We start from the raw sequence: 20,842 nt of genomic DNA, 5'->3' as shown, positions 1-20,842 counted from the left end.
CATGGCCACCGTCGAAGCGCGCCCCCGCACCTACGAAGTCCGCACCTACGGGTGCCAGATGAACGTCCACGACTCCGAGCGGTTGAGCGGGTCACTGCAGGCCGCGGGCTACACCGCGGCGGACGGTGCGCAGGCCGACGTCGTCGTCATCAACACCTGTGCGGTGCGCGAGAACGCGGACAACCGGCTGTACGGCAACCTCGGGCAGCTCGCGGGGATCAAGCGCGAGCACCCCGGCATGCAGATCGCCGTCGGCGGGTGCCTGGCGCAGAAGGACAAGAACGTCATCCTCGAGAAGGCGCCGTGGGTCGACGTCGTCTTCGGCACGCACAACATGGGGTCGCTGCCGACCCTGCTCGAGCGGGCGCGGCACAACGACGAGGCGCAGATCGAGATCCTCGAGGCGCTCGACGTCTTCCCGTCGACGCTGCCGACCAAGCGCGACTCGACGCACAGCGGCTGGGTCTCCATCTCCGTCGGCTGCAACAACACCTGCACGTTCTGCATCGTCCCCTCGCTCCGTGGCAAGGAGAAGGACCGCCGTCCCGGTGACGTCCTGGCCGAGATCCAAGCGCTGGTCGACGACGGCGCGATCGAGGTCACGCTGCTCGGGCAGAACGTGAACTCCTACGGGGTCGAGTTCGGCGACCGACAGGCGTTCGGCAAGCTGCTGCGGGCCACCGGTGCCATCGAGGGCCTCGAGCGCGTCCGCTTCACGAGCCCGCACCCGGCGGCGTTCACCGACGACGTCATCGACGCGATGGCCGAGACCCCGAACGTGATGCCCCAGCTGCACATGCCGCTGCAGTCGGGTTCCGACCGGGTGCTCAAGGCCATGCGCCGGAGCTACCGCAGCGAGCGGTTCCTCGGCATCCTCGACCGCGTCCGCGCGAAGATCCCGCACGCGGCGATCTCCACCGACATCATCGTCGGGTTCCCCGGCGAGACCGACGCCGACTTCGAGGACACCCTGCGCGTCGTCGAGCAGTCACGGTTCGCCTCGGCGTTCACGTTCCAGTACTCGATCCGCCCGGGGACCCCGGCCGCGACGATGGACGACCAGCTGCCGAAGCACATCGTGCAGGAGCGCTACGAGCGACTCGTCGCCCTGCAGGAACGCATCACCGCGGAAGAGAACGCGCTGCAGGTCGGCCGGAGCGTCGAGGTGCTCGTCGCGTCGGGCGAAGGCCGCAAGGACGACGCCACCCACCGGCTCTCCGGTCGCGCGGAGGACTCCCGGCTCGTGCACTTCACCGTGCCCGCCGGGTCCGAGGTCCCGCGCCCGGGCGACGTGGTCACCGTCGACATCACCCGTGCCGCACCGCACTTCCTGCTCGCCGACGACGACGCGCCGCTGCGCATCCGACGCACCCGGGCCGGTGACGCCTGGGACCGCGCGCAGGCCGAGAGCTGCGGCGTGCCCACGCCCGCTGCCGCCACGGGCGACGGACCCCGTCCGGTCTCGCTCGGGCTGCCCACGCTCCGTGTCGGGCGCTGAGCTCCCCGGGGCTGCGCCGACGAGCGACGCGTTGCTCGCATCCGGTGACGCCGCGGACCTGATCGCAGTCGTCGGGGCGACGGGCACCGGGAAGTCCGACCTCGGCATCGCGATCGCGGAACGGTTGCGTGCTGCGGGCCGGAACGCCGAGATCATCAACGCGGACGCCATGCAGCTGTACCGGGGCATGGACATCGGCACCGCGAAGCTGCCGCCGGCCGAGCGGCACGGCATCCCGCACCACCAGCTCGACGTGCTCGACGTCACCGACGAGGCGAGTGTCGCCGCCTACCAGGTCGCCGCCCGCGCCGACGTCGACCGGATCCAAGCCGACGGTGGCGTGGCCGTCCTCGTCGGCGGCAGCGGCCTGTACGTCTCCGCGGTGTTGTTCGACCTGGCGTTCCCGGGCACCGACCCCGCGCTCCGTGCGCAGCTCGAGCGCGAGCACGAGGAGCTCGGCCCGGGCATCCTGCTCGAGCGACTCCGCGCTCTGGACCCGGCAGCTGCCGCGACGATCGACGCGCGCAACCCACGGCGGTTGATCCGTGCACTCGAGATCGCGAGCCGATCCGAGGTCGTGACCCCGAGCCTCCCGGCCGCGCCCCGCGCCTGGCGACCGTCCCGGATCCTGCACCTGCGGCGTGACCGCGAGCAGCTCGTGTCGGCGCTGCACGAGCGGGCCACGCGGATGTTCGAGGCCGGACTCGTCGACGAGGTCGCGGCCCTCCGCGAGCAGGGACTCGAGCAGGGCAAGACCGCGCGGGGCGCGATCGGGTACTCGCAGGCGCTCGAGGTGCTCGCCGGCACGGCGACCCGCGAGCAGGCGGTCGAGGCGACCGGCATCGCGACCCGCAAGTACGCCCGGCGGCAGGTGTCGTGGTTCCGCCGGTACGCCGAGGCCGAGACGCTCGACGTCACGGGGGCGGACCGCGGCGACCTGTCGGAACTGGCCCGTAGGATCGTGCCGTGACCGAGCTGCACTTCACCAAGGGCCAGGGGACCGGCAACGACTTCGTCCTGTTCGCCGACCCCGACGCCACCGTCGACCTGACCCCCGAGCGGATCCGCGCCATCGCGGACCGACGCTTCGGCGTGGGCGGCGACGGCGTGATCCGCGCGGTGCGGTCCGAGGCGATCCCCGAGGGGCGGGCGCTCGTGGCCGTCGAGCCCGAGGCGACCTGGTTCATGGACTACCACAACGCTGACGGCACGGTCGCGGAGATGTGCGGCAACGGCATCCGCGTGTTCGCCCGGTACCTGACCGAGTCCGGCCTGGTCGAGCTCGCTCCCGGCGAGACGCTCACCGTCGGCAGTCGCAAGGGGCTGGTCGACATCCAGCGCACCACGAACGGGTTCGCCGCCGACCTCGGTCGCTGGGGCCTGGGCATCGAGGGCGGTGGTTCCGACGACGTGCTCGTCCGGGCGAAGAACCTCGACGGCGCGCGGCCCGGCATCGGCATCGACGTGGGCAACCCGCACGTGGTCGTCGCCGTCGAGACCGAGGACGAACTGGCCGACCTCGACCTGACGTTCCTGCCGGTGCTCGACCCGGCACCGGAGCACGGTGCGAACGTCGAGTTCGTGCTGCCCGGCGACCCCTTGATCAAGGACGGCGTCGGCGAGATCACGATGCGGGTGCACGAGCGGGGGAGCGGTGAGACGCTGTCATGCGGCACCGGGGCGGTCGCCGCTGCCCTCGCGACGCGCTACTGGGTCGGTGCGGGGGCGCCGGACACCTGGCGCGTGCGGGTGCCGGGCGGCCTGCTGACGGTGCGGATGACGGCGACCGAGGACGGCGAGCACGTCTCGCTGTCCGGTCCCGCCGAGCTCGTGTTCTCCGGCGATCTGACGGTCTGACGCGGAGCGGCGCGCGGGGCGCCCCGCTCGCGCGGGTGCGGGGCGGCGCTTCGGCTCGTTGCCGTTACGTGAGCAGAAATGGTCGGGTGCCCAGCGGCGACCCGACCATTTGTGCTCACGATGTGAGCGCTAGAGCTCGCGCCCTACGCGCTGCGCTGCACCCGGATCACGCGGAACCCCTTCGCCGTCGACTCGCGCGTGACCGCGAACCCCGAGCCGAGCGCCCCGACGAGCCACTTCTGCAGCGAGTCACCCCCGAGGTCCTTCGACACGACGAGCCAGGCGTCGCCCCCGACCTCGAGCCGGGGCAGCCACGTCAGCAGGATCTCGTGCAGCTCGTCCTTGCCGACACGGATCGGCGGGTTCGACCAGATCGTGCGGAAGCGCAGGTCGGCCGGCACGTCGTCGGGCAGCGCGATCGTGACGTTCGATGCCCCCGCAGCAGCAGCGTTGGCGCGCGCGAGCCCGAGCACCCGCTCGTTGACGTCGACGCCCCACACCTGGGCGTCGGGGGACTGCAGGGCCATCGTGATCGCGATCGGTCCCCAGCCACAGCCGATGTCGAGCAGCGCTCCGTCGGCAGCGGGTGCGGGCACCGAACCGAGCAGGACCTTCGTGCCGCGGTCGACGCCGTCGGGGCTGAAGACCCCCGCCGCGGTCGACAGGGTGAGGGGCTGACCAGCGAGCGTGACGTGCACCTGGCGCGGCCGGAGTTCGCTCTCGGGGCTGGCCGAGAAGTAGTGGTCGTTCGCCATGGATGAACCGTACCGGCAACCGAGTGTGTCGGAGGGCCTCCAGAGGTAGCCTGTGCACAGGATGACGGATACCCATCAGCAGAACCACCAGACCAACGACGACAGCGCAGAGGGTGTCGTCGAGAGGGTGTTGCGCAACGCAGACCACCGCGCAGCATCGTCCATCTTCGCACCCGCCCAGGCCATCCAGACGCAGTCGGTCGACGACCGCAGCTGGACCGGCGACGGCGACCAGTACGACCGTGAGGACCGTGCGGCGCTGCGCCGTGTCGCCGGCCTCTCCACCGAACTCGAGGACGTCACCGAGGTCGAGTACCGCCAGCTGCGGCTCGAGCAGGTCGTCCTGATCGGCGTGTACCCCCAGGGCGACGCCTCGGACGCCGAGAACTCCCTCCGCGAGCTCGCGGCACTCGCCGAGACCGCGGGCGCCGTGGTGCTCGACGGGCTCCTCCAGCGCCGGCCGAACCCGGACCCGGCCACCTACCTGGGCAAGGGCAAAGCCCAGGAGCTCGCGATGGTCGTCAAGGCCACCGGCGCCGACACCGTCATCGCCGACACCGAACTGGCACCCTCGCAGCGTCGTGCGCTCGAGGACGTCGTGAAGGTGAAGGTCATCGACCGCACGGCCGTGATCCTCGACATCTTCAGCCAGCACGCGAAGACCCGCGAGGGGAAGGCGCAGGTCGAACTCGCCCAGCTGCAGTACCTGCTGCCTCGACTGCGCGGTTGGGGTGACTCGATGTCCCGACAGGCCGGTGGCCAGGTCTCCGGCGGCGCTGGCATGGGCTCTCGTGGCCCCGGTGAGACGAAGATGGAGCTCGACCGCCGCAAGATCCACACGCGGATGGCGAAGCTCCGCCGGCAGATCGCCGGGTTCACCCCGGCCCGTGAGGCCAAGCGTGCCGAGCGCAACCGCAACGAGGTGCCGAGCGTCGCGATCGCGGGCTACACCAACGCCGGCAAGTCGTCGCTGCTCAACCGGCTGACGAGCGCGGGCGTGCTGGTGCAGAACCAGCTGTTCGCGACGCTGGACGCCACCGTCCGTCGGACCGAGAGCGCCAAGGGCCGGGAGTTCACGTTCGTCGACACGGTCGGCTTCGTCCGCAACCTGCCGCACCAGCTCGTCGAGGCCTTCCGCTCCACCCTCGAAGAGGTCGGCGACGCGGACGTCATCGTGCACGTGGTCGACGGCTCGCACCCCGACCCCGGTGCGCAGCTGTCCACCGTGCGCGAGGTCATCGGCGACGTCGGTGCGGGTGACATCCCGGAGATCGTCGTCTTCAACAAGGCCGATCTGATCGACGACGCGCAGCGCCTCGTGCTCATCGGACTCGTGCCGGACGCGGTGTTCGTGTCGGCGCGCACGGGCGAGGGCATCCCGGAGCTCCTCAGCGTCATCGAGGACCGCCTGCCGGAGCCCGACGTCGACCTGACGATCGTGGTGCCGTACGACCGCGGCGACCTGGTGTCGTCGCTGCACGACACCGGCTCGGTCGAGTCCGTCGACTACGTCGAGGACGGCACGCGCCTGCGGGTGCGCGTCTTCCAGCGGCAGGTCTCCGAGCTCGAGCCCTACGTGGTCACGCCGGTCCCCACCGTCTGACGGTCACCTCCGACACGCGCTGGCGCTGGGGAGCGCTGCCGCGCGGCCTGGAGGCCCGTCACGGGTCCGCCGGACACCGTCACGTCGCCGAGACGCCCCGGAACACACGAAACGCCGCCGGATCCGGCGGCGTTTCGTCGTGCAGGGGGCGTCGTACGGTGACGACGGCGTCTCGCGCCGGTGCAGCGCGGGCCGCGGTCAGAGGGAGCGGAGGACCGCGACGACCTTGCCGAGCACCGAGGCCGCGTCGCCGAGGATCGGCTCGAAGGCGGAGTTGCGCGGCAGCAGCCACGTGTGACCGTCGCGCTGGCGGAAGACCTTGACCGTCGCCTCTTCGTCGAGCATGGCCGCGACGATGTCACCGTTCTCGGCGGTCTGCTGCGACCGGACGACGACCCAGTCACCGTCGCAGATCGCGGCGTCGATCATCGACTCACCGACGACCTTGAGCATGAACAGCTCGCCGGTGCCGACGAGCTGTCGGGGGAGCGGGATGATCTCGTCGACGTGCTGCTCGGCGGTGATCGGGACACCGGCGGCGATCCGGCCGACGAGCGGCACGAGCGTGGTGGCGTCGATGTCCGGTCCGCCGACGTCGGACGACGGCTCGTCGACCAGGACCTCGAGCGCGCGCGGGCGGTTCGGGTCGCGGCGGATCCAGCCCCCGAGCTCGAGTTGGCCGAGTTGGTGGGAGACGCTGGAGAGCGAGGAGAGGCCGGCGGCGTCGCCGATCTCGCGCATGCTCGGCGGGTAGCCCCGTGAGGCGATCGACGCACGGATCGCGTCGAAGATCGCCTGCTGCTTCGGCGTCAGCGGCTTCTGGCCCCGCAGTTCGTCCACCACGTCGTCTCGCTTTCGTCGGTGCCGGTCCGGCCGCGGCGGGAATGTCGGTGGTCCCCGTCAGGCTTGTCCCAGTCGATCGAAACAGTATCCGACCAGCCAGGGCCGGACAAACACCTGTTCGAGCGTGTCGCAAGAAAACCCCGCAGAAATCCACTCCCAGGACTTGTGCGTCGTCTGATTCGAAACTATGTTCGGTACACGACTTCGGTTTCACCGAACGGGAAGGCAAGAACGACATGAGCACCATCGCCATCGCTGACATCCAGCGCACCGCGGCGCCCGCCGTGCGTACCCGCCTGCGTCTGACGCGTCGCGGCCGCATCGTCTTCACGACGCTCGCCGCGCTCCCGCTCCTCATCGTCGTCGCCCTCGGCGTGCTGAACGGCGGGCAGGCCTCCGCCGGAGACGCCACCGCCGGCGGCGCGCGCACCCAGTTCGAGACCGTGACGATCCAGCCGGGCGAGACGCTCTGGCAGCTCGCCGAGCAGACCGCGCCGAACTCGGACCCGCGTGACTTCGTGCAGGACGTCGTGAGCCTCAACGCGCTCGACGGCTCCGCGCTGCAGGCCGGCGAAGAGATCGCCATCCCCACCAAGTACACCGACGGCGAGTAGCCACTCGGGCAGCGCCGTCCAGACGGCTGGTCGTCGCACGGTGACAGCGGCCTACGATGGATCGGTGGCATTCACGCTCGAAGACCTCCCGATCCGAGACGACCTGCGCGGGCAGAGCCCCTACGGCGCCCCGCAGAAGCACGTTCGCGTGCAGCTCAACGTCAACGAGAACACGCATCCCGTTCCGGACGACGTCGCTGCCGACATCGTCGAGTCGATCCGGCAGGCCCTGCTGACGGTCAACCGGTACCCGGACCGCGAGTTCACCGAGCTCCGGCAGTCACTTGCCGACTACCTCGGGCACGACCTGACCGCCGAGCAGCTCTGGGCGGCGAACGGGTCGAACGAGGTGTTGCAGCAGCTCCTCCAGGCGTTCGGCGGACCCGGTCGCTCGGTGCTCGGGTTCCCGCCCACCTACTCGATGCACTCGATCCTCGCGTCGGGCACCGGCACCACGTGGATCCCGGCCCAGCGGGACGACGAGTTCCGCATCTCACCCGAGACCGTCGTGGCAGCCATCCGTGCGCACCAGCCGGACATCGTGTTCCTGTGCGGGCCGAACAACCCGACGGGCACCCCGCTCGACATCGAGACGATCGCGGCCGCCTACGACGCGACCGACGGCATCGTGATGGTGGACGAGGCGTACGCCGAGTTCATGCCGTCCGACGCCCCGAGTGCCCTCACGCTGCTGCCCGGTCGTGAGCGGCTGGTGGTCTCCCGCACGATGAGCAAGGCGTTCGCGTTCGCCGGTGCCCGGGTCGGGTACATGGCTGCGCACCCCGCCGTCGTCGACGCCGTCCGACTGGTCCGGCTGCCGTACCACCTGTCCGCGCTCACCCAGGCGGCAGCGATCGCGGCACTCCGGCACGCCCCAGAGATGCTGGCGATGGTCGACGACATCAAGGGGCAGCGTGACCGCATGGTCACCGAGCTCCAGGCCCTGGGGTACCGCACCTACGAGACCTGGTCGAACTTCGTCCTGTTCGGTGGTGTCGCCGACCCGAACGCCGCGTTCGAGGCGCTGCTCGAGCGCGACGTGATCGTGCGCGACCTCGGGATCCCGAACCACTTGCGGGTGAGTGCGGGGACCGAAGCCGAGACGACCGCGTTCCTCGACGCCATGCGGCAGGTCGCCGCCGAGCAGCCGCCGGTTAGGGTTGAGGCATGACCGCCCGCACCGCCTCGATCAGCCGTTCGACGAGCGAATCGAGTGTCGAACTCGAGCTCGACCTGGACGGTACCGGGACCTCGTCGATCTCGACCTCCGTCCCGTTCTTCGACCACATGCTGACCGCGTTCAGCAAGCACTCCCTGATCGACCTGCGGGTGCGCTCGACGGGTGACACCGACATCGACGTGCACCACACGGTCGAGGACACCGGCATCGTGCTCGGACAGGCGATCAAGCAGGCCCTCGGTGACCGCTCCGGCATCGGCCGGTACGGCGACGCCCTGGTCCCGTTGGACGAAGCGCTGGCCCAGGCCGTCGTCGACGTCTCCGGGCGCCCGTTCCTGGTGCACTCCGGCGAGCCCGCGGGCTTCGAGTTCCACCGCATCGGTGGCCACTTCACCGGCTCGATGGTCCGCCACGTGTTCGAAGCGATCACGTTCAACGCCGGCATCACCGTCCACGTCCGCGTGCTCGAGGGCCGCGACCCCCACCACATCGCCGAAGCCGAGTTCAAGGCGTTCGCCCGAGCCATGCGCAAGGCGGTCGAGCTGGACCCACGCGTCGACGGCATCCCCTCCACGAAGGGCGCCCTGTGACAACCGCCAAGCCGAACGTCGTCGTCCTCGACTACGGGTCGGGGAACGTCCACTCCGCCGCCAAGGCACTCGAGCGCGCCGGCGCCGAGGTCACCCTGACCTCGGACAAGCAGGCGGCACTCAAGGCCGACGGCCTGCTCGTCCCCGGCGTCGGGGCGTTCGCCGCCGTGATCGACCAGCTCGAGGGCGTGCAGGGCGGCGAGATCGTCGACCACCGTCTGGCCGGCGGGCGACCCGTGCTCGGCATCTGCGTCGGCATGCAGGTCCTGTTCTCGCGGGGCATCGAGCGTGGTGCCGACGTCGAAGGGCTCGGCCAGTGGCCCGGCACCGTGCAGGAGATCCAGGCCGAGGTGCTGCCGCACATGGGCTGGAACACCGTGCAGGCGCCCGAGGACTCCGTGCTGTTCGACGGGCTGCACGACGAGCGCTTCTACTTCGTGCACTCCTACGGCGTGACCGACTTCCCGCTCGAGGCGTACGGGCCGTTCCGCGCGCCGCGTCTGACCTGGGCCGAGCACGGGCAGCCCTTCATTGCCGCGGTCGAGAACGGGCCGCTCACCGCCACGCAGTTCCACCCCGAGAAGTCCGGCGAGCCGGGCATCCGCCTGCTCTCCAACTGGGTGCGTTCGCTCTGAACCCGGCCGGTGCCGGGCGCGACGGCCGTGCCGGACGCGCACCGGGCCTCCCGGCTGTCCGCAGCCCCTTCTCCACCGCAACGAAACCGACAGGACCATGACCGACCTCACCGACACCCCGCCCCTCGTCCTGCTGCCGGCTGTCGACGTCGTCGACGGACAGGCCGTGCGGCTCACCCAGGGTGAGGCGGGGAGCGAGACCGGCTACGGCGATCCCGTCGCCGCTGCCCGGACCTGGCGTGACCAGGGTGCCGAGTGGATCCACCTCGTCGACCTCGACGCAGCCTTCGGTCGTGGCGACAACCGCAGGGTGATCGCGCACGCCGTCCGCGAGGTCGAGGGTGTCTCCGTCGAGCTGTCCGGCGGCATCCGCGACGACGCCTCGCTCGAAGCGGCACTGGCGACCGGTGCGGCGCGCGTGAACCTCGGCACCGCGGCGCTCGAGAACCCGGACTGGGCCGCGCGGGTGATCGGTGAGTACGGCGAGCAGATCGCCGTCGGGCTGGACGTCCGCGGCACCACGCTGTCGAGCCGCGGCTGGACCGAGGACGCCGGTGACCTGTGGGAGGTGCTCGACCGGCTGGAAGCCGCCGGGTGCGCCCGCTACGTGGTGACCGACGTCACGAAGGACGGCACGCTGCAGGGGCCCAACGTCGAACTGCTCCGCCAGGTGTGCGACCGGACCGACCAGCCCGTGGTGGCCTCCGGCGGGATCTCAACGCTCGACGACCTCCGTGCGCTCCGCGAACTCGTGCCGTACGGGCTCGAGGGCGCGATCATCGGCAAGGCGCTGTACTCCGGGGCGTTCACGCTGCCGGCCGCACTCGACATCGCCTCCGAGTAGCGCCGTGGCGGGCATCTCGAACGGCCGCGGCACCGGGCCGGACGCCGACGACGCGCACACCCCCGGCGGGGCGGCGGACTCGGCGGGCTTCTCGTGGGAAGGCCGCACGTTCGACCACCACGACACCGCGTTCGCCGAGGACGACGGACTCGCCGACCCCGCGGTGGTCGCCGCGATCGGTGCGCTCGCCGCGGGTGCCTCCCAGGCGGCGATCGTCGAGGCGCTCCGCACCGCCCGGCTGCTCATCCCACTCATCGCCGAGGCCGGTGACGTGGGGGAGACCGACGAGGGCAAGCTCGTCGACAAGACCCAGGAACTCTCGATCGTGACGGTCGCCGGTCCGGATGGTCGCAGCGTGATGCCGGCGTTCACCTCGGTGGACGCCATGCACGTGTGGGACCCGGACGCGCGCCCGGTGCCGGTGGAGTCGCGCCGTGTGGCGATGGCCGCGGCGAGCGAGGACACCCAGCTCGTCGTGCTCGACCCGAAGTCGCCGACCGAGTTCGTGCTGCGACGTCCGGCGGTGTGGGCGCTCGGGCAGGACCTGCCGTGGACCCCGTGCTTCGAAGACCCCGAGGTGGCTCGGGCCTTCGCGGTCTCGGTCGAGGGGGAGCCCGGCGTCGCCCGTGTCGAACTCGCGCCGGGCGACCCGGTCGGCCGGTTCGCCGGGCCGGAGCTGACGGTGGGCCTGGCGCTGCACCCGGGGCTCGACCGCGAGCAGGTCGGCGAGCTCGTCGGGCGACTGCAGCAGCGGTGGTCGACCGACCCGGTGATCGCGGAGCGGGTCGACAGCATGCGCGTCGCCCTGCGCGCTGCCTGACGAGCAGCAGCGCGGCGTCCCGCGGCGGTGCGACCCGGCCCAGCCCGAGGTCGCCGGTACGATGACGGGGTGAGCCCGAACCCGACGACCAACCCCACCGGCGCGACCACCCACGGTCCGACGGGGCGTCCCGTCCGGGACTTCCCCGTGCCCGAGGAGCTCGACAGCACCGGACCCGCCCGCATCATCGCGCTCTGCAACCAGAAGGGCGGCGTCGGCAAGACCACGACTGCCATCAACCTGGGCGCCGCGCTCGCCGAGTACGGCCGCAAGGTCCTGGCCGTCGACTTCGACCCGCAGGGTGCACTGTCCGCGGGCCTCGGCGTCCGGACGCACGACATCCACACCGTCTACGACCTGCTCATGGGTGCCGTGAAGGACCCGAACCAGGTCATCCAGCCGACGAACACCCCCGGCCTCGACGTCATCCCGGCGAACATCGACCTGTCCGCGGCCGAGGTGCACCTGGTCAACGAGGTCGCCCGCGAGCAGATCCTGGCGAGCGTGCTGCGCAAGGTCGCGAACGACTACGACGTGATCCTGGTCGACTGCCAGCCGTCGCTCGGCCTGCTCACCGTGAACGCCCTCACGGCCGCGCACGGCGTCCTCATCCCGCTCGAGTGCGAGTTCTTCGCGCTCCGCGGTGTCGCCCTGCTCATCGAGACGATCGACAAGGTGCGCGACCGCCTCAACCCGGCGCTCAAGCTCGACGGCATCCTGGCGACGATGTACGACTCGCGCACGCTGCACTCGCGCGAGGTCATGGAGCGGGTCGTCGACACCTTCGACGACCGCGTGCTCGACACCGTCATCGGCCGCACCGTGAAGTTCCCGGACGCCACGGTGTCCGCACGCCCGATCACGCAGACCGCGCCGGACCACCCTGCCGCCCACGCCTACCGGCAGCTCGCACGAGAGCTCGTCCAGCGTGGCGCCGTCGCCTGACGCGGGGTTCCGGGTCCGGCTCGCCAACTTCGACGGACCGTTCGACCTCCTGCTGTCGCTCATCACGAAGCACGAGCTCGACATCACCGAGGTGTCGCTCGGTGCCGTGACGGGGGAGTTCATCCAGTACGTCCGGCAGGCCGAGTCCGCCGACGAGCTCGACGAGGCCAGCGAGTTCCTGGTCGTCGCGGCGACGCTGCTCGACCTGAAGATCGTCGGGCTGCTGCCCCAGGGTGAGCTCGTGGACGCGGAGGACGTCGCCCTGCTCGAGGCCCGGGACCTGCTGTTCGCCCGACTGCTGCAGTACCGGGCGTTCAAGCAGGCCGCCGACTGGTTCGGGGAGCGCTGGGGCGTCGAGTCGCGCCGGCACGTCCGCAGCGTCCGGCTCGAGGAGCGGTTCCGCGCGCGGACGCCGGAGCTCGTCTGGACCCTGTCGGTGCAGGACTTCGCCGCACTGGCCGCGCTGGCCTTCGCCCCGCGGGAGATCCCGACCGTCGGCCTCGACCACCTGCACGCCCCGCTCATCAGCATCCGCGAGCAGGCCGCGATCGTCGTCTCGATCCTCCGCACCCGTGATGGTGAGGGCGTCTCGTTCCGTGAACTGGTCGCGGGCGTCGACCAGACGGGTATCGTGGTGGCTCGCTTCCTCGCGATCCTCGAGCTGTACCGGAACGCGTCGATCTCGTTCGAGCAGCTCGAGCCGCTCGGGGAGCTGACACTGCGGTGGACCGCCGAGGACTGGTCCGACGAGAGCCTCGCGAACCTGGGAGCCGACTATGACGGATGACGTGCACGACACGTCCAGCGCCGAACCCGGCGGCGCCGACGAGATGGCCGACGCCCGCGCCATCGAGCGCGAGATCCACGAGCGCGCCGCGTCCGAGGCCCACCCCGCCATCCCCATCGACCGGCAGCTCGAGGCCATCCTGATGATCGCCGACCAGCCGCAGTCACTCGTCGCCCTCGGTGCTGCCGTCGGCTCGCCCGTCCCCGCCGTCCGCCAGGCGATCGAACGCCTGGTCGCGGACTTCGACGGCGTCGACGGCACGATCCGCCGTGGTTTCGAACTCCGCGAGGTCGGTGGCGGCTGGCGCTTCTACGTCCGCGCCGACCTGGACCCCGTGGTCGAGCAGTTCGTCGAGGCCGAGCGCCCCTCGCGGCTGTCGCAGGCCGCACTCGAGACCCTCGCGGTCGTCGCCTACAAGCAGCCGATCACCCGCTCGCAGATCGCTGCGATCCGCGCCGTCAACGTCGACGGCGTCGTCCGAACCCTGGTGGCACGCGGCCTCATCGAGGAGTCGTTCACCGACGCCGAGACCGGCGCCATCAACTACGTCACGTCCGACCTGCTCCTGCAGCAGCTCGGCATCAACTCGCTCGACGAGCTGCCGCTCATCTCGCCCCTCCTGGACGACGGTGCGGACGGCTTCGAGCAGAACGAAGGGATCCCCGATGGCAGGGTTTGACGACCGGGGGCGCGGCGCGCCCCGAGACCGAGACGACCGCAACGGACGCTCGGGAGGCCCGGATCGCTCCGGCCGCCCGGCCGGCGGACGCGGCGGGGCCGGCTCCAGTGCCGGTGGCCGCTCCGGCGGGTACGGTCGCGACGACCGTGGGGGCGCACGCCCGCCGCGTGACGACGACCGTCGTGGCGGGTACCCGTCGCGCGACGACCGCGGCGGCGAGCGTGGTGGGTACCGCGGGGCTTCGGCTCCGCGTGACGACCGTGGTGGCTACCGGGGTCGTGACGACCGCTCCGGTGGCGGTGACCGTGGTGGCTACCGGGGTAACTCGGCTCCGCGTGACGATCGCGGTGGCTACCGCGGCCGTGACGACCGTGGTGGGTCCGCTCCTCGCGACGACCGCGGTGGTGACCGTGGGGGCTACCGCGGCAACTCCGCTCCGCGTGACGACCGCGGTGGCTACCGGGGTCGTGACGACCGTTCCGGTGGCGGCGACCGTGGTGGGTACCGCGGCAACTCGGCTCCGCGTGACGACCGTGGTGGCTACCGCGGCCGTGACGATCGTGGGGCTTCGGCTCCGCGCGATGACCGTGGTGGCTACCGGGGCTCGGCTCCGCGTGACGACCGTGGTGGGTACCGGGGCCGCGACGACCGTGGAAGCTCGGCACCCCGCGACGACCGTGGTGGGTACCGCGGCAACTCCGCGCCGCGTGACGACCGCGGTGGGTACCGGGGCCGCGACGACCGTGGGAGCTCCGCACCGCGCGATGAGCGTGGCGGCTACCGGGGTCGCGATGACCGTTCCGGTGGCGGTGACCGTGGTGGCTACCGCGGCAACTCCGCTCCGCGTGACGACCGTGGTGGGTACCGCGGACGTGACGACCGTGGTGCTTCGGCACCGCGTGACGACCGTGGTGGGTACCGCGGGCGGGACGACCGTGGGGCTTCGGCCCCGCGCGATGATCGCGGTGGCTACCGGGGTCGCGACGACCGTGGCAGCTCCGCGCCGCGTGGTGACCGACGTGATGACCGCGGCCGCGACGACCGCCGCACCCCGGACGGCCAGCAGAGCCGCGTCTGGCACAACGGCCGCCGCTACGTCGGCGGCACCACGAGCGTCCGCAACAGCGACCGCACCACGCCGAAGCCGAGCGGGCAGCGCGACGACCGGGGCAACCCGGCCGAGGGCACGCCCGAACGGCCGATCATCGAGGACTGGGACGCGGCGGACGGAACGGCTCCTGCCGGGGCCGAGCCGAGCCTCCAGGCAGAGGGTGAGCGCCTGCAGAAGGTGATCGCCGCTGCCGGCGTGGCATCCCGCCGGGTCGCGGAGAACCTGATCGTCGAGGGCCGCGTGACGGTCAACGGCGAGGTCGTGGACGCCCTCGGGCGCCGCGTCGACCCCGAGAAGGACGCGATCAGCGTCGACGGCGTGCCCGTGCAGATCGACTCGTCGCGGCGCTACATCGTGCTGAACAAGCCGACCGGTGTCGTCTCGAGCCTGCAGGACGAGCGCGGTCGCCGCGACCTGACCGAGTTCGTGGACCGTTACGAGGAGCGCCTGTTCAACGTCGGCCGTCTCGACACCGAGACCTCCGGGCTGCTCGTCCTAACGAACGACGGCGACCTGGCACACGTGCTCGCGCACCCGTCGTTCGGTGTGCAGAAGACGTACATCGCGAAGGTCCACGGCAACGTGAACCCCGCCGTGGTGCAGCGCCTGACCGAGGGCGTCGAGCTCGAGGACGGTCCGATCAAGGCCGACAAGGTGCGGTTGCTCGAGTCCTCGCGGGGTGAGTCGCTCGTCGAGATCACGCTGCACTCCGGCCGCAACCGCATCGTCCGTCGCATGCTCGAGGCCGTCGACCACCCGGTCCTCGAACTCGTCCGCCGGTCGTTCGGACCGCTGCACCTGGGCAGCCTGCCGCCGGGCAAGATGCGCGAGCTCGGCACGGTCGAGGTCGGCAAGCTGCTCAGCACCGTCCGTGACGCGAAGCCGTCCGCTCGTGACGACCGCGACGACGCGCTCGACCAGGACGACGACGAGTACGAGGACGAGTCGGCGGACTGACCGAACCCGACGCTCGGGCATCGACCGATGCCCGAGCCTCGATCGGTAGGCTTGCCCGGTGACCGACGTGAACCCGACCGACATCGACCGCCGTCTGCGCGGCCCGGTCCGGGTCGTCGGTGCCGGGTTGCTCGGCGCCTCGATCGGTCTCGCCCTGCGTGAGAAGGGTGTGGACGTCGTCCTCGACGACGTCTCGCCCGCCGCGCTGGCGCTCGCCGTGGACTACGGCGCCGGGCGTCGACCGGCCGCCGGCGACCAGCCGGAGCTCATCGTCGTCGCGGTGCCGCCGGACGTCGTGGCGATGGTGGTCGAGCGTGAGCTCGCCGCCCACCCCGACGCCGTGGTGACCGACGTCGCCAGTGTGAAGTCCGGGCCGCTCGCCGCCCTGGTGGCGGCCGGGGCCGACGTCTCCCGCTACATCGGGTCGCACCCGATGGCCGGACGCGAGCGCAGCGGTCCGACCGCCGCCCGCGCCGACCTGTTCGTCGGCCGCCCGTGGGTGATCGCGGGGCACGACGGCATCACGTTCCAGCGCGCCGCGGTGGTCGAGGACCTCGCGCTCGACGTCGGCGCCACCGTCGTGCCGATGGACCCCGAGTCGCACGACCTCGCCGTCGCGTACGTCTCGCACGCGCCGCAGCTCGTGTCGACGCTGATGGCCTCGCGCCTGCGGGACGCCCCCGACGGGTCGCTCGGGCTGGCCGGTGGCGGCGTGCGGGACGTCACCCGGATCGCCGCGAGCGACCCCGGGCTCTGGGTGCAGATCATCGGGGCGAACGCCGGGCACATCCGGCCGGTGCTCACCGACCTGCGCGACGACCTGTCCCGCGTGATCGACGCGCTCGGCGACCCGGACGGTGCCGGATCGCCGCGCACCATCGCCGAGACCATCGCCGACGGCAACCGCGGGGTCGAACGACTGCCCGGCAAGCACGGCACCACCAAGCGCTTCGCCCAGGTGGTCGTCCTGGTCGACGACACCCCCGGGCAGATTGCCGCACTCCTGACGTTCATCGGGGAGATCGGCATCAACCTCGAGGACATGCGCCTCGAGCACTCACCGGGCGCACAGATCGGCATCGTCGAGGTGTCGGTGCTGCCCGAGCAGGAACAGCGACTCGTCGAGGAACTCGAGGGGCGCGGATGGAGGATCGCAGCAGCATGGGCCTGAACGACGACACGAACGACTCCGGCGTGATCAGTGGACGCGCTCCGGCCGGTGGGACCGACGGGCCCGACTCCGGCTTGCCGACCCCGACCCCGACCCCCGGCGACGGGGCGCGCGGCGGTGCTGAGGGTGGCCCCCTCGGTGGTCCCGCTGGCGGCCTCGGTAAGCCCGGCGGGGAGCCCGGTTCGACCAGCGCCCCGATGCCGTCCGGCCTGGCCGACGGCGCCTACGTGGCGAAGATCGTCATCGCGGTCGACGGTCCCGCCGGCAGCGGCAAGTCGAGCGTCTCCCGCGCGGCCGCACGCGCTCTGGGCTACGGGTACCAGGACACCGGCGCCGCCTACCGTGCACTCGCGTGGCACGCCCTGCAGCAGCGGGTCGACCTCGACGACGCCGCGGCGGTCCTGGCGAGCTGGGACACCTTCGACTACGCCATCGGCACCGACCCCGACGACTACTACGTCAAGGTGGGGGAGACCGACGTGACCGAGGCCATCCGCACCCCCGACGTCACCGGCGCGGTCGCCCACATCGCGAAGCTCCCGGACGTCCGGAAGCGCCTGGTCCAGCTGTTCCGCAACGTCATGCGGAAGACCGACGCCCCGGGCATCATCACCGAGGGCCGGGACATCACCACGGTCGTCGCACCCGACGCCGAGGTCCGGATCCTGCTGACGGCCGACGAGTCCGTTAGAATGGCCCGACGCTCGGCAGAGGTCACGACCCAGTCGGCCGCCGAGACCTCCGCAGCACTCGCTCGTCGCGACGCGGCGGACGCGAAGGTCGTCGACTTCATGAACGCCGCCGACGGCGTCACGACGCTCGACTCCACCGACCTCGACTTCGACCAGACCGTGCAGGCGGTCGTCGACCTGGCCCGCGCGGCCACGCACTGACGCACGACCGGACGGCCTCGGCCGCCTGGTCACACCACGGCCGGACCCCCGGCCCCGGCCGGCAACGGCCACCGACACCGCGGCCCCGGCCGCTCGCGAGGAACCCAAGATGGCTCAGCTGGACAACCCGGACAACGACGACTTCCCCCGGTACGACGACGCCCTCGGCGAGCGGCTCGCCGGACTCGACGAGGCCGAGGCCGAGCAGCGCGCGACCGCGCTCCGCGCCGGACTCGAGGAGTACGACCTCGAGGACGAGGACCTCGCCCTGCTCGAGGCCGGTCAGGTCGGCGAGGACGGCGTCCACTACCTGCCCGCCTACCCGGTGCTCGCGATCGTCGGCCGCCCGAACGTCGGCAAGTCCGCGCTCGTGAACCGCATCCTCGGTCGTCGTGAGGCGGTCGTGCAGGACGTCCCCGGCGTCACCCGCGACCGTGTCAGCTACAAGGCCGACTGGAACGACAAGCGCTTCACGCTCGTCGACACCGGCGGCTGGGAGCCCGGCGCCGAGGGCATCAACGCCTCGGTCGCCGCGCAGGCCGAGGTCGCGATCGACCTCGCCGACGCCGTGCTGTTCGTCGTGGACGTCACGGTCGGGATCACCGCCACCGACGAGCACGTCGTCAAGATGCTCCGCGGCACCGACCGCCCCGTCATCGTCGTCGCGAACAAGGCCGACGACGAGCGCCGTGAACTCGACGCCTACGAACTCTGGAACCTGGGGCTCGGGGAGCCGCACCCGGTGTCGGCCCTGCACGGCCGTGGCGTCGCGGACCTGCTCGACCTGATCATCAAGACGCTGCCCGACACCTCGGCCGTCGCCAAGCAGGAGGTCGGCGGCCCCCGCCGCGTGGCCATCCTCGGCCGCCCGAACGTCGGCAAGAGCTCGCTGCTCAACAAGGCCGCCGGTGAAGAGCGGGTCGTCGTGAACGACATCGCCGGCACCACCCGTGACCCGGTGGACGAGCAGATCGAGCTCGGCGGCAAGGTGTGGCGCTTCGTCGACACCGCCGGCATCCGGAAGCGCGTCCACATGCAGCAGGGGGCCGACTTCTACGCGTCGCTCCGCACCACCGCCGCGCTCGAGAAGGCCGAGGTCGCCGTCGTCGTCCTCGACGTCACCGAGCCGGTCTCCGTGCAGGACCTCCGCATCATCGACCTCGTCCTCGAGTCGGGCCGTGCCCTCGTGCTGGCCTACAACAAGTGGGACCTGCTCGACGACGAGCGCCGCCGCTACCTGGAGCGCGAGATCGAGCAGGACCTGGCGCACGTCGCCTGGGCCCCGCGCGTGAACATCTCCGCCCGCACCGGCCGCCACCTCGAGAAGCTCGTGCCGGCGCTCGAGACCGCCCTCGAGTCGTGGGACACCCGCATCCCGACCGGCAAGGTCAACGCCTTCATCGCCGAGCTCGTGCAGGAACACCCGCACCCCGTGCGCGGCGGCAAGCAGCCCCGCATCCTGTTCGGGACCCAGGCGTCGAGCCAGCCGCCGACCTTCGTGCTCTTCACGTCGGCGTTCCTCGACCCGCAGTACCGACGCTTCATCACGCGTCGCCTCCGCGAGGTCTGGGGCTTCTCCGGCACGCCGATCAACGTCAACATGCGGGTGCGCGAGCGCCGGAAGCGCTGAGCGCTCCCACCCGTCACGCAGAACGCGCCTCGATCCGTCGGGGCGCGTTCTGCGTTCGGGTTCGGCCTGGAGGCCCGCAGCCGGACCGGCGCGCCGGTGCGGCATCATTGGGGCGTGGGTACCGGGCCGTGGGCAGCGGACCGACGTCGGCTCGCCCTGGTGGGTGTCCTCGTCGGTGTGGTCGTCGTGGGGTCGGTGTCCCTGTGGACGATCTCGCACGCACCGGACGACGGCGACTCGGTCACCCGTGCCGACTCCGTGCCCTCCGAGCCGGCGCAGTCGCCCGACGTCCGACTGCCGCCGTCCAACGGCCTCGAGGAACCGATCGAGCCCGAACCCGTCCGTCCGGTCGACGGTTCGCCCATCGACCCGTGGTGGCGCCGCGTCCCGCCGGTCTCCGGTGACATCGTCGGCATCGGAGCTGCGGCCTCCGGGCACGTGCGGATCGCCGGGAACACGGGCGACGAGACCCTCGCGGTGGAGATCGACCACCTGGAGACCGGCGGGGACGGCCCGGTCGACGTCGTGCTGTCCGCGGGGACGGTGCGCGGTGGCTCGAAGCCGGTGTGGACGCCGGCCGCGGATTCCTACGACCTGTTCCAGGCTGCCGGGGTCGAACAGGGGCTGACCGTCGTGCTCAGCGACCCGTGGTCACTGCCCGACGAGGTCCGTTCCCTGGTCCTGCTCGACGCCGACACCGGGACCGTGCTGGGTGGTGCGGCACTCGTCCCGTCGGACTGAGCGGGGCGCAGGCTGAGGCTGGGCGGGGTTGGGGTGCGCTGCCCCGACGTAGAACGACGGTGTCGTGGTCGTCCGACGTCGACAGTGTCGTTCCGCATCGGTGCTCGTGGCTGTGCCGCGTCCGCCACCACCGCCGGGATGGGGCACGATGTACTGGTGACGCAGCAGAACGACGGACTCGGTGTGTTCGCCGACCGCGTGTGGTGCCGTCTGCGCCTCGACCGGTTGGCCGGAGGTCGGCAGTCCGGGTACGTGATCCGCGAGGACATGCTCGAACACCCCGACACCGTCCGCTCGTTCCGGTGGATCCGGTGGCTGCTCGTCGCGGAGACCGTCGTCGGCCTCACCGCCATCGTGGTCGCCGTGCTGCTGACCCGCGCAGGGGAGTCCCTGTCGTGGGCGGTGTGGTTCCGGTCCACCGTGGTGCTGCTCATCACCCTGACGCTCTACGTGTTCGCCTGGCGGGCACAGCTCGGGTACTACTGGGCGTACCAGCGGCTGCGGTTGTTCAGCCGGATCTTCCCGATCGTGACGCTGATCGTCGCGGCGATCCCGGGGCTCTACCCGTTCTGGATGGTCATCGAGCAGATCCTGTTCTCGGTGCTCATGGTCGGCATCGGCGACGTGCTGACGAGCGACCACATGCGGGCGACGTTCCCGAAGCCCGCGCGGCGGTAGGGCTCCGGCGG

21 protein-coding genes are annotated in these 20,842 nt (G+C 71.5%); 19 read left to right on the top strand and 2 right to left on the bottom strand.

The window, feature by feature from the left end; translation table 11 throughout:
• The first annotated feature begins 1 nt into the window (after window position 1).
• Genes miaB through dapF form a run of 3 tightly spaced genes read left to right on the top strand, consistent with a single transcriptional unit; the run spans window position 2 to window position 3,355 of the window.
• Window positions 2-1,498: a tRNA (N6-isopentenyl adenosine(37)-C2)-methylthiotransferase MiaB gene (gene miaB / locus DEJ04_RS06630; protein WP_111046597.1), complete on the top strand. Its 1,497-nt coding sequence runs from the start codon at window positions 2-4 to the stop codon at window positions 1,496-1,498.
• A gap of 31 nt (window positions 1,499-1,529) precedes the next feature.
• Window positions 1,530-2,468, top strand: a complete 939-nt coding sequence (gene miaA, locus DEJ04_RS06625) for a tRNA (adenosine(37)-N6)-dimethylallyltransferase MiaA (RefSeq protein WP_258371325.1) — start codon at window positions 1,530-1,532, stop codon at window positions 2,466-2,468.
• Window positions 2,465-3,355: a diaminopimelate epimerase gene (gene dapF, locus DEJ04_RS06620; protein ID WP_027464770.1), complete on the top strand. Its 891-nt coding sequence runs from the start codon at window positions 2,465-2,467 to the stop codon at window positions 3,353-3,355. The genes miaA and dapF overlap by 4 nt, the downstream gene beginning before the upstream one ends.
• A 143-nt stretch (window positions 3,356-3,498) precedes the next feature.
• Here dapF and DEJ04_RS06615 read toward each other — a convergent pair whose 3' ends face one another.
• Window positions 3,499-4,110, bottom strand: a complete 612-nt coding sequence (locus DEJ04_RS06615; protein WP_111046596.1) for a class I SAM-dependent methyltransferase — start codon at window positions 4,108-4,110, stop codon at window positions 3,499-3,501.
• 61 nt (window positions 4,111-4,171) lie between these two features.
• On the opposite strand from DEJ04_RS06615, the gene hflX reads away from it, so the two are divergent.
• Window positions 4,172-5,713, top strand: coding sequence for a GTPase HflX (hflX, locus tag DEJ04_RS06610; protein ID WP_111046595.1), 1,542 nt, complete (start codon window positions 4,172-4,174; stop codon window positions 5,711-5,713).
• 198 nt (window positions 5,714-5,911) lie between these two features.
• On the opposite strand, the gene lexA is transcribed toward hflX, so the two are convergent.
• On the bottom strand, window positions 5,912-6,556 hold the full coding sequence (lexA, locus tag DEJ04_RS06605) for a transcriptional repressor LexA (protein ID WP_027464773.1): 645 nt from the start codon (window positions 6,554-6,556) through the stop codon (window positions 5,912-5,914).
• A 236-nt stretch (window positions 6,557-6,792) separates the two neighbouring features.
• Between lexA and DEJ04_RS06600 the strand changes: the two genes are divergently transcribed.
• The 15 genes from DEJ04_RS06600 (at window position 6,793) to DEJ04_RS06530 (ending at window position 20,831) form a co-directional block, all read left to right on the top strand.
• Window positions 6,793-7,170, top strand: a complete 378-nt coding sequence (locus DEJ04_RS06600) for a LysM peptidoglycan-binding domain-containing protein (RefSeq protein WP_027464774.1) — start codon at window positions 6,793-6,795, stop codon at window positions 7,168-7,170.
• A 64-nt stretch (window positions 7,171-7,234) separates the two neighbouring features.
• A complete protein-coding gene (locus tag DEJ04_RS06595; RefSeq protein ID WP_111046594.1) occupies window positions 7,235-8,341 on the top strand; it encodes a histidinol-phosphate transaminase in 1,107 nt (368 codons plus the stop codon).
• Window positions 8,338-8,940 carry an imidazoleglycerol-phosphate dehydratase HisB gene (hisB, locus tag DEJ04_RS06590; protein WP_027464776.1) on the top strand — a complete coding sequence of 201 codons (603 nt, stop codon included), beginning with the start codon at window positions 8,338-8,340 and terminating at the stop codon, window positions 8,938-8,940. Before DEJ04_RS06595 ends, hisB begins: the two co-directional genes overlap by 4 nt.
• A complete protein-coding gene (gene hisH, locus DEJ04_RS06585) occupies window positions 8,937-9,575 on the top strand; it encodes an imidazole glycerol phosphate synthase subunit HisH (RefSeq protein ID WP_111030465.1) in 639 nt (212 codons plus the stop codon). Before hisB ends, hisH begins: the two co-directional genes overlap by 4 nt.
• A gap of 97 nt (window positions 9,576-9,672) precedes the next feature.
• Window positions 9,673-10,419, top strand: coding sequence for a bifunctional 1-(5-phosphoribosyl)-5-((5-phosphoribosylamino)methylideneamino)imidazole-4-carboxamide isomerase/phosphoribosylanthranilate isomerase PriA (priA, locus tag DEJ04_RS06580; protein ID WP_017885902.1), 747 nt, complete (start codon window positions 9,673-9,675; stop codon window positions 10,417-10,419).
• Window positions 10,420-10,423: 4 nt separating this feature from the next.
• Window positions 10,424-11,239 carry an SseB family protein gene (locus DEJ04_RS06575; RefSeq protein WP_111046593.1) on the top strand — a complete coding sequence of 272 codons (816 nt, stop codon included), beginning with the start codon at window positions 10,424-10,426 and terminating at the stop codon, window positions 11,237-11,239.
• 69 nt (window positions 11,240-11,308) lie between these two features.
• Complete coding sequence (locus DEJ04_RS06570; RefSeq protein WP_017885900.1) at window positions 11,309-12,184, top strand: ParA family protein; 876 nt, start codon at window positions 11,309-11,311, stop codon at window positions 12,182-12,184.
• Window positions 12,168-12,971, top strand: a complete 804-nt coding sequence (locus DEJ04_RS06565; RefSeq protein ID WP_171907825.1) for a ScpA family protein — start codon at window positions 12,168-12,170, stop codon at window positions 12,969-12,971. The genes DEJ04_RS06570 and DEJ04_RS06565 overlap by 17 nt, the downstream gene beginning before the upstream one ends.
• Window positions 12,961-13,650, top strand: a complete 690-nt coding sequence (gene scpB, locus DEJ04_RS06560) for an SMC-Scp complex subunit ScpB (protein WP_246520983.1) — start codon at window positions 12,961-12,963, stop codon at window positions 13,648-13,650. Before DEJ04_RS06565 ends, scpB begins: the two co-directional genes overlap by 11 nt.
• 1,279 nt (window positions 13,651-14,929) lie before the next feature.
• The gene (locus tag DEJ04_RS18660) at window positions 14,930-15,718 is read left to right on the top strand and encodes a pseudouridine synthase (RefSeq protein ID WP_258371328.1); all 789 of its coding nucleotides are present in this window, start codon (window positions 14,930-14,932) and stop codon (window positions 15,716-15,718) included.
• 58 nt (window positions 15,719-15,776) lie between these two features.
• Window positions 15,777-16,889, top strand: a complete 1,113-nt coding sequence (locus DEJ04_RS06550; protein ID WP_111046591.1) for a prephenate dehydrogenase — start codon at window positions 15,777-15,779, stop codon at window positions 16,887-16,889.
• Between the two features lie 197 nt (window positions 16,890-17,086).
• Window positions 17,087-17,782, top strand: a complete 696-nt coding sequence (cmk, locus tag DEJ04_RS06545) for a (d)CMP kinase (protein ID WP_111038957.1) — start codon at window positions 17,087-17,089, stop codon at window positions 17,780-17,782.
• A 109-nt stretch (window positions 17,783-17,891) separates the two neighbouring features.
• Window positions 17,892-19,412 (top strand): ribosome biogenesis GTPase Der, encoded by a 1,521-nt coding sequence (der, locus tag DEJ04_RS06540; protein ID WP_071405612.1) that lies wholly within the window; start codon window positions 17,892-17,894, stop codon window positions 19,410-19,412.
• 114 nt (window positions 19,413-19,526) lie between these two features.
• Window positions 19,527-20,153 carry a hypothetical protein gene (locus DEJ04_RS06535; RefSeq protein ID WP_146248658.1) on the top strand — a complete coding sequence of 209 codons (627 nt, stop codon included), beginning with the start codon at window positions 19,527-19,529 and terminating at the stop codon, window positions 20,151-20,153.
• A 156-nt stretch (window positions 20,154-20,309) separates the two neighbouring features.
• Window positions 20,310-20,831 (top strand): hypothetical protein, encoded by a 522-nt coding sequence (locus DEJ04_RS06530; RefSeq protein WP_111046626.1) that lies wholly within the window; start codon window positions 20,310-20,312, stop codon window positions 20,829-20,831.
• Window positions 20,832-20,842 lie beyond the last annotated feature (11 nt).

This window comes from Curtobacterium sp. MCLR17_044 (genome assembly GCF_003234435.1).
Classification (GTDB): Bacteria; Actinomycetota; Actinomycetes; order Actinomycetales; family Microbacteriaceae; genus Curtobacterium; species Curtobacterium flaccumfaciens.
This window is presented reverse-complemented; position numbering and strand designations above follow the sequence as displayed.